The following is an 8,671-nucleotide window of genomic DNA, read 5'->3' on the forward strand; positions in this document are numbered from 1 at the left end:
TCTCCATTTTTTAACGCTCGCAATAATTATCGCTTGTTGACTTTCTGACTAGATCATACTACCATTGCTTGCTCTTGCTTACAAACTTAATGAAGTTTTATAATACAGGATATTGGTAGGGAAACGACATTGCTGTCTGCTTATTTCGATCGCACTACAGAAGAATTCGATCTTTTCTTCCCCCGCACCCGATCGAAAATCCAGACTTGCAAACCATCCATATAGGTATAAACCACCGGAATCACCACCAGAGTCAACAGCGTCGAAGTCATCAAACCGCCAATTACCGCCATCGCCATCGGACTCCGCACCCCAGAGCCCGCGCCAATTCCCAGCGCGATCGGCACCATCCCAGCTATCATCGCAATAGTAGTCATCAAAATCGGCCGCAACCGCGCCACACCAGAATCCAGCGTCGCCTCATACATCGGTTCGCCTTCCTTCTGATTCATAATCGCGTAATCAACTAGCAAAATCGAATTCTTCGTCACAATTCCCATCAGCAAAACCACACCAATCAAAGCGTACAAACCGAGAGATTTTTGTCCTACCAAAAGTCCCAACAGCGCGCCACCCAAAGATAAAGGTAATGCCGCCATAATTGTGATCGGATGCAAGAAATTGGCAAACAACAGCACCAACACACCATAAATAAATAGTACCGCCGTTCCCAAAGCCCCCGCAAAACCGCTGAAAATATCCTGCATCACCTTCGCATCACCAGAAGATTCCTGTTCCACTCCAGGCGGTAAAGGATTCATTACAGGCAGTTTTTTCACCGCAGCAACAGCTTCTCCTAAAGTTGTACCTTGCAACAAATTGCCCTCTACAGATACTTGACGAGCTCTGTCATAGCGATCTATCTGAGAAGGCCCGCTGCCCAAGGCAATATCCGCTACTGCCCTCAACGGCACCAAAGTATTATTTTTACCCGGTATTTGCAGGTTTTTAATTGTTTCGATATCGCTGCGAAACTGCGCCGCCAACATCACGTGAATCGGAATTTGTCGGTCCGGCAAATCAAACTTAGCAAGATTCGAGTCAATATCTCCAATCGTTGCCAAAGAAGCAGTACGAGCAATTTGTTGCACCGAAACACCCTGATCCGCCGCCCGAAGAGGATCGGGTTTTACCAAAATCTCCGGTTTGACTAAACTCGCGCTAGATTGTACCTCAATCAGTCCCGGAACTTGCCTCATTTGTTGCGTCAGAGTTTCCGCAGTTTTAGTTAAAGCTTCCGCATTTTCGCTCTTGAGGACGATCGACATTTGCTTCCTACCGCCCACACGCCCTTGAGCAAAACTCAGCCGCACACCCGGAACATCGGCAAGTTTCGGCCGCATTTCCTCCTCAAACTTTTGTTGTCCGATCCGCTGATTGGCGGGTTTCAATTTCACGTACAGACTGGCTGTATTTACGCCGCTAGCACGGCCGCCGCCGCCACCCCCGCCCCCGGAGACTGTGGGAGCGCCTTCTGTCTCCAAAACGCTTTCTACGGCTTGATTCGCGAGCAATAAATTAGTTGCTTGCTGCACCGCTAAATCTGTCTGTGACAAAGTGGAACCGGGCGGTAATTCGATCGAGACTGTCGAAAGTCCGGTATCATCGCGATCGATAAACCCGGTGGGAATGAAAGGAATTAATTGCACGCTGCCCAAAAATAAAGCAACACCTAAAATTAGGACGATCGCCCGATGCTTCAGCGCCCAAGTCAAAAGTCGGCGATACTGATAAGAAAGTTGGTCTTTTTTGAGCTCCTGATGGTGTGGCCGATCCTTAAACAGATAAGCCGCCATCATCGGAGTCACAGTGCGGGCGACTAACAGCGAAAATAACACCGAAGCCGAAACCGTCACCCCAAAAGGTCGAAAAAACTGACCGGGAATTCCCGGCATAAAAGCCACCGGCGCAAACACCGAAACAATCGTCATCGTGGTAGCAACAACAGCTAAACCAATTTCAGCAGAAGCATCCAAAGCAGCTTGATAAGCCGTTTTCCCCATCCCGACGTGGCGTTCGATATTTTCAATTTCGACGATCGCATCATCGACTAATATACCAACCACCAACGACAGCGCCAACAAAGTCATACCGTTAAGCGTATATCCTACCATCCTCAGCACAGCAAAAGTAGGAATTGCCGACAGCGGCAAAGCCACAGCAGCAATCAAAGTCGCCCGCCAATCCCGCAGAAATATAAAAATTGTGATAATTGCTAAAACCGCACCCAAAACTAAAGCATCCACAGAAGCTTCATAGGAATCTCGGATGTGATCTCCTAAAGTATAAATAAGTTCCAGCTTCACATCCGGCGGCAAAGTTTTTTCCATTTTCTTAACAGTTGCCCGCACCGCTTCTTCCACAGTCACCAGAGTGCTGCCGGTGCTGCGCAGGATAGCAAAAGCTACGACTGGCTTATTATTGAGCCGCGCGCCCTGACGCGCTTCAGAATAGCCTTCCTCAACTTTTCCCAAACTAGAAAGCGGCACAAAACCGCCTTTTGGCAAAGTAATTTGATAAGCTTTCAACTGTTCGATAGTTTTGGCGCTACCGATGGTGCGAACTGTTTGTTCAGAATTGCCTATTTCAGTGCGTCCACCGGGAAGATTGATATTAAAATTACGAATTTGGTCGTTAACTTGGGTAGCTGTAATCCCCAGACTTTGGAGTTGCTCGGGATTTAAATCGACTCGAATATCCTTATCTTTGCCTCCAATTCGCTGCACTTGAGCCACACCTTTGACCGACAACAGGACGCGGCTGATGTTTTGGTCGATTAATTCGCTTAACTGTTCTACCGTTTGGCGATCGGACACCACAGCATAGGACATAATAGAACTACCGGCAAATTCCACCCGCTTGACGACTGGATCGTTGATATCTTGGGGCAAGCTTTGGCGAATTTGGGCGATCGCATTGCGGACATCATTCGTAGCGCGATCGCTATTGGTGCCCAACAAAAAGTTAACTGTAGTATTAGAAGAACCATCATTAACAGTAGAAATAATGTGGTCAATATTGCCCAAACCCGCCACAGCATCTTCTACTTTTTTCGTAACTTGAGATTCAAGTTCCGCTGGATCTGCCCCCGGTTGGGTGACAGATATCGAAACAGAAGGCACATCGATATTAGGTGAATCATCAATCCCTAAAACCGGAAACGATACTAATCCCCCGATTGTTAAAATCAAGAATAAAACAATCGTCGGGACAGGCTGTTTAATCGACCAAGCCGAAATATTAAAAGACATAATTGGAATGGGTAATTGGGAATGGGGAATGGGGAATGGGGAATGGGGAATGGGGAATTGGTAATATAGTTCTTATTCTTGGAATTATTGTGGAGTCGGCCGGAGAACCCGCTCCAAATATCTACTAACTAACTAATCTTATTCTTCTTTAAATTATTGTGGAGTGGGCCGGAGAGCCCGCTCCAAATATCTATAGCGGTCGAGAGAAAGATGAGGTATGTTGTTGGGCTTTAGCCCTCTTAAAATATATAGTAACTAACAAGTCGTAAGGTGCGTCAGGGGAAAATCATTAGTCTGTCGTCGCCAAATTCTCACCTGACGCACCCTACAATAAATAATGACTGTCAACTGTCAACTGTCAACTGCCAACTGTCAACTGCCAACTGCCAACTGACTACTGACTGCTGACCTTAATTCGATCGCCATCCTTCAGATAACCCGCCCCAGCAACCACCACTTTATCGCTTGTTTGCAGCCCCTTCTTAATCTGAACCTGAGCATCGGTCAAATCGCCAACCGCGCCCCCAGTAATCTCCCCAACTTCCACAGGTTGAGCCTGCACCTTATCCTCGCCCACAAGTTTGTAAACAATAGAACTGCCGTCAGACTGCGGTAAAATAGCCTTAGCAGGAACTTTCAAACCTTGAGCCGTCGCCGTCGCAATCGCAGCGCGCAAAAACATTCCCGATCGCAAAAACTCACTTGCAGGCAAATCAATCTTCACCGTAGCCTGCCGATTTTGCGGGTCAACTAACGGCGAAATTTCTCGCACAGTTCCCGACAACTTAATCCGCTTGTCCGAATCCGAAGAAATCTGCACCGCCGTTCCCGGCTTAACTTGAGGAACCTGAGTTTCCGGCACTTTTAATTGCAGTTCCAGCTTGTTTCCTCGAATAATCGAAAATAGTTTTTGACTTCCCGAAGAAACATCACCCACTCGACCAATTCTTTCCGATACAATACCGCTGTCCGGCGCTCGGACAATGGTTTGTTCGAGTTGAGTTTGTAACTGTTGGACTTGCGCATTATTGCTGCGGACACCTGCTGCGTTATTTCCCACATTTGCGCGCGCGCTGCTGACAGCAGAGCCAGCCGTATTCACTTTAGCGCGGGCGCTGCTGAGGGCCGCTCTCGCCGTACTGATATTAGCTTCTGCCGTAGCTACTTTAGCTTGAGCCGATCGCACTTCTTCCGCCGCTTTGTTTTGTTCTTCCAAAGCTTTATTCAAATCGGCTTTAGCTTTGTTCACATCTTGAACAGCAGTATCTCGCTCGGTTTTGCGCTTTTCCAAATCTTGCTGGCTGATTACTCCCTGAGAAGCCAAATTTTGGGTGCGATTTACTTCTCTTTGAGCTTGAGCTAATTTAGCCTCAGCAGAAGCAATCCCCGCCTTAGCTTGCTCGACACCCGCCTTGGCTTGCTGGACACCTGCTTGGGCTTGGCCGACGCCTGTTTTCGCTTGCGCTGCGTCAGCGATGGCTTTTTCAACGCCGGCTTGGGCTTGAGCAACGCCGGCTTGGGCTTCTTGTTGGGCTGACTGGGCTTGTTGCACCTGAGCTTGCGCTTGTTCTACCGTAGAATCGGCCGATTGTACTTTAGCAGTAGCTTCGGCAATTTGCGATCGCAGCACCGAATCATCCAAAACCGCCATTACCTGACCTTTTTCTACCGCATCCCCTTCTTTTACCAAAACCTGCTTGATTTGCAAACCGTTGGCTTGCGGCAGCACCGGCAGCAAATCGTAGGGCGCCACAGTCCCCGTCGCTTCTAGAGTTTGAGCGACTTGGGCCGATTCCACAGCAGCCACTGTCACCGTCTGAGCCGTCGCCTGCTGAGCCGCCGCTGGCGCTGCAACTGGGGGACGCGCGCTCTTCTGGCCCGCAGTCAAGTGTACTGCTAGCAGCGTTGCAGCCGCGCCAATACCTGCGCCCGCCAACATGGTAGGCCACCGGATTCCTTTGCTGGGCCCTACTTCTGGCTGCTCTGGTTCCCAAACTTCTGATTGTTCGTCTGGAACTTCTAAGGCTATTTCTCGTTCATCTTCCTCAGAGGAGAAGTGCCAGCGAGACGTATCTGAGATGCTAGTTTCAGGCGCATCCACTGCGGAGTTCATGTCGCGCCCGCTCTGCATCGGCGAAACGGGTTGCTTTTCTTCTGCTTCTGAAAAAATTTGATTCGTCACGGTAGTTCCTCCCGCCGGTTTGAGCCTTCGGTTTTTGATATTGTAAAGAAAGATTGCGGTTTTAATGTCTAGTTCATTTTAGCGGAGGGTGAGACCAGTCGCGCCTCCTCCTTGTGGGTGAGTGTGGCCTCATTTCACCTGCCATCGAGATTTGGATCGATCGACATTCAACTCATCGGGCAATTGGGCACAGTAATCTTAGCGCGATTTGCGATCGCCAATGGCGATCGGGCCGATCTTATCTCAGAAGCACTTTTTCAGTCACCAACTCATCAATACTCAGAGAATTAAGCTTAATCTTGAACAGATTATTGCTAATCTATAATGCAATACGCGATTGTTAAAACTGTTTATTGGCCCGAGATCCTTGCAGCATCCCCCGGATAGTCGGGGGACGAAAGATAATGCTCTTGTCCCCCCCTTTTTCAAGGGGGGTTAGGGGGGATCTCCGGATTGAACTTAACTGTATCGAGCTATAATGTGTTTGTTGTATAATACGGCACGGCGGCTAAAAAACTTGTGCCAGTTTAATTGATAAAAATCCCAATGAATAGTGTATTTACTCCAGTTCAACAGTTTCTAATTACTTGGTTGCTAGTGCTAGTGACAGGATGGTTTACCCTGACTGCTATCAATTATGTTGGAGAACTGGTCAGCATTTTAGTAACAGCGGGACTGATTGCATTTTTATTAAATTATGCAGTAATCAGACTGCAAGTATTTTTGCCGCGAGGAATAGCTGCGGGGCTGGTTTATTTAATGGCGGCTGTGGTAGTCGCAGTCATCGGTTTAACTATTGTACCGCCCGTATTCAGTCAAGCGAGACAGTTGGGGGTGAGGTTCCCGGACTTGCTAGAGTCGGCACGGCAGCAGTTAGGTGAATTTCAAGCCTGGAGTGCCGATCGCAATTTGCCATTTGACGTGCAAATATTAGAACAGCAACTGTCAGCAAAAGTCCAGGAGCAAGTACAGGCGATCGCAGGTACCAGTTTAGGTTTAGTCGTAGGAACTGTCAACTGGTTTCTCGACTTAATTCTGATTCTGGTAATTTCATTTTATATGCTCCTAGACGGTCAAAGAGTCTGGCAGGGTTTGACCAGCATTTTTTCGCCGGATATTCGCTATGTTCTGACAGATACTTTGCAGCGAAACCTCCAACGATTTGTCTCTGGACAGTTGCTGCTGGGACTATTTATGGCCACCTCCCTGACTCTGGCTTTTTGGTGGCTGCAAGTTCCATTTTTTCTGTTGTTTGCCGTGTTTATCGGATTGACAGAAATCATTCCGTTTATCGGAGCGACGCTGGGCATTGGCACTGTTAGTATAATTGTAGCGTTTATCGATTGGTGGCTGGCGCTGCAAGTATTGGCAGTTGCGATCGGTCTCCAGCAAATCAAGGATAATTTAGTAGCACCCCGAATTATGGGTAATCTCACCGGATTGAGCCCGGTAATTATTTTTACAGCTCTGCTCTTCGGAGGTAGAGTGGGAGGATTGTTAGGAGTTATCCTGGCAATTCCGCTGACTGGGGTTGTCAAAAGTATCGTGGAAATTGTACTCAATCCCAAATTACCTCCGCAAACAGGTTCGTTTTTCTACAATCCCTTTAGCGGCGAGGAATTGGGCAAAATTGCGGAAAATGAAAATAGAATAATTTTGGTAGCCGATGAAAAAAAATAGTCTAAGGTTTGATCGTTCGGACTTCAGTCCTAAAAATTTATATTAGTAACGAATTCAGCCCTAGCTACTGATTCCCTTACTAATAGTTTAAGGTTTGATCGTTCGGACTTCAGTCCTCAAAATTTTTATTAGTAAGGAAGTCAGCCCTTGCTACTGACTACGAACCTGGAAGGACTAAAGTCCTGACTACGAACTTGGAAGGACTAAAGTCCTCACTACGAACCTGGAAGGACTAAAGTCCTGACTACGAACGAAGAAGGACTAAAGTCCTGACTGCGAACTTGGAAGGACTAAAGTCCTTATTACGAACCTAATTAAAATCTCAAACCTAAAACTTATGAAATGGTGGCAAAATCTTAAAAATAATCCTCTGGCTCGCTTGGGAGCCCTGCTACTCTTAATCTTTTATACAGTCGCATTTTTCGCAGAATTTGTGGCTCCATACGACCCCTACGACTCTCAATTAAATGCTTCCTTACTGCCGCCAACTCAGATTTATTTAAGCACCAAAGACGGGCGATTTATCGGGCCCCACGTTTACCCAACTACCCAAGGGCCGGTAGATGCGAATACGGGCGCTCGCGAGGTAATTGTAAACTGGCAAAAACCCTCTGCTTTAGGTTTGTTTGTCAAAGGTTCTCCGTATAAATTTTTAGGACTTTTGCCCTTCGACAGACACCTCTTTGGCACTACAGCAGAAGGCAAAATTAATCTTTTAGGCACTGACGAACAAGCTCGCGATCAATTCAGCCGCTTAGTACAGGGCAGCCGTATTAGCCTCAGCATAGGTTTAGTGGGCATAGCAATTTCTTTTCCCTTGGGATTGTTAATAGGAGGAATATCCGGTTATTTTGGTAGTTGGATTGACAGTGTTTTAATGCGCTTTGCTGAAGTTTTGATGACGATTCCCGGAATTTATTTATTAGTAGCGCTAGCAGCAGTTATGCCCCCTGGATTGACAAGCGCTCAGCGATTTATATTGATTGTGCTGATTACTTCATTTATCGGTTGGGCGAGTTTAGCTCGGGTAATTCGCGGCCAGGTACTGTCTATTAAACAGCGAGAATTCGTACAAGCGGCACGGGCTATGGGCGCAAACCCAATCTATATTATTATCCGCCACGTGTTGCCACAAACTGCAACTTATATAATTATTTCTGCTACTTTGTCGGTTCCGGGTTTTATTGTGGCTGAGTCGGTTTTGAGTTTAATTGGTTTGGGAATTCAGCAGCCAGATGCGTCTTGGGGAAATTTGCTATCTCTGTCTACTAATGCTTCAATTTTAGTGTTGCAGCCTTGGCTAGTTTGGCCTCCGGCGATACTGATTGTTTTGACTGTTTTGGCGTTTAATTTATTGGGGGATGGATTGCGGGATGCTCTAGATCCGAGAAGCATTCAAAGGTAATTGGTCATTGAGGATTGGGGATTAGGAATGGGGGATGGGGGATAGGGGATGGGGCATAGGTCATGGGGCATGGGGCATAGTTAATAGTTAATAGTTAGTAGTTAGGAATGAAAATTAAATAACTTACATTTTTTATTGTGATTGTGGGATGGG

The 8,671-nt window shown here is 47.1% G+C and carries 5 protein-coding genes; 3 read left to right on the forward strand and 2 right to left on the reverse strand.

Features of this window, described 5'->3' with window-relative positions; all coding sequences use genetic code 11:
• Positions 1–140: 140 nt before the first annotated feature.
• Positions 141–3,251 (reverse strand): efflux RND transporter permease subunit, encoded by a 3,111-nt coding sequence (locus tag QT974_RS26840; protein ID WP_333471458.1) that lies wholly within the window; start codon positions 3,249–3,251, stop codon positions 141–143.
• Positions 3,252–3,645: 394 nt separating this feature from the next.
• A complete protein-coding gene (locus tag QT974_RS26845) occupies positions 3,646–5,433 on the reverse strand; it encodes an efflux RND transporter periplasmic adaptor subunit (protein ID WP_333471459.1) in 1,788 nt (595 codons plus the stop codon).
• A 123-nt stretch (positions 5,434–5,556) separates the two neighbouring features.
• Between QT974_RS26845 and QT974_RS26850 the strand changes: the two genes are divergently transcribed.
• From QT974_RS26850 to QT974_RS26860, 3 genes are all read left to right on the forward strand, one after another.
• Entirely contained in the window at positions 5,557–5,724 is a 168-nt protein-coding gene (locus QT974_RS26850; RefSeq protein ID WP_333471460.1) for a hypothetical protein, read from the forward strand.
• 255 nt (positions 5,725–5,979) lie between these two features.
• Positions 5,980–7,113: an AI-2E family transporter gene (locus QT974_RS26855; protein WP_333471461.1), complete on the forward strand. Its 1,134-nt coding sequence runs from the start codon at positions 5,980–5,982 to the stop codon at positions 7,111–7,113.
• Between the two features lie 337 nt (positions 7,114–7,450).
• Positions 7,451–8,518: an ABC transporter permease gene (locus QT974_RS26860; RefSeq protein WP_333471462.1), complete on the forward strand. Its 1,068-nt coding sequence runs from the start codon at positions 7,451–7,453 to the stop codon at positions 8,516–8,518.
• Positions 8,519–8,671 lie beyond the last annotated feature (153 nt).

Source organism: Microcoleus sp. BM001215392, assembly GCF_036700185.1.
In the GTDB taxonomy this organism is placed as follows: Bacteria; Cyanobacteriota; Cyanobacteriia; order Cyanobacteriales; family Microcoleaceae; genus Microcoleus.

Excerpts from the sequence above, each read along its gene's own strand:
- QT974_RS26840 (WP_333471458.1), bottom strand. The coding sequence starts at position 3,251 with ATGTCTTTTAATATTTCGGCTTGGTCGATTAAACAGCCTGTCCCGACG.
- QT974_RS26855 (WP_333471461.1), top strand. The coding sequence starts at position 5,980 with ATGAATAGTGTATTTACTCCAGTTCAACAGTTTCTAATTACTTGGTTG.
- QT974_RS26860 (WP_333471462.1), top strand. The coding sequence starts at position 7,451 with ATGAAATGGTGGCAAAATCTTAAAAATAATCCTCTGGCTCGCTTGGGA.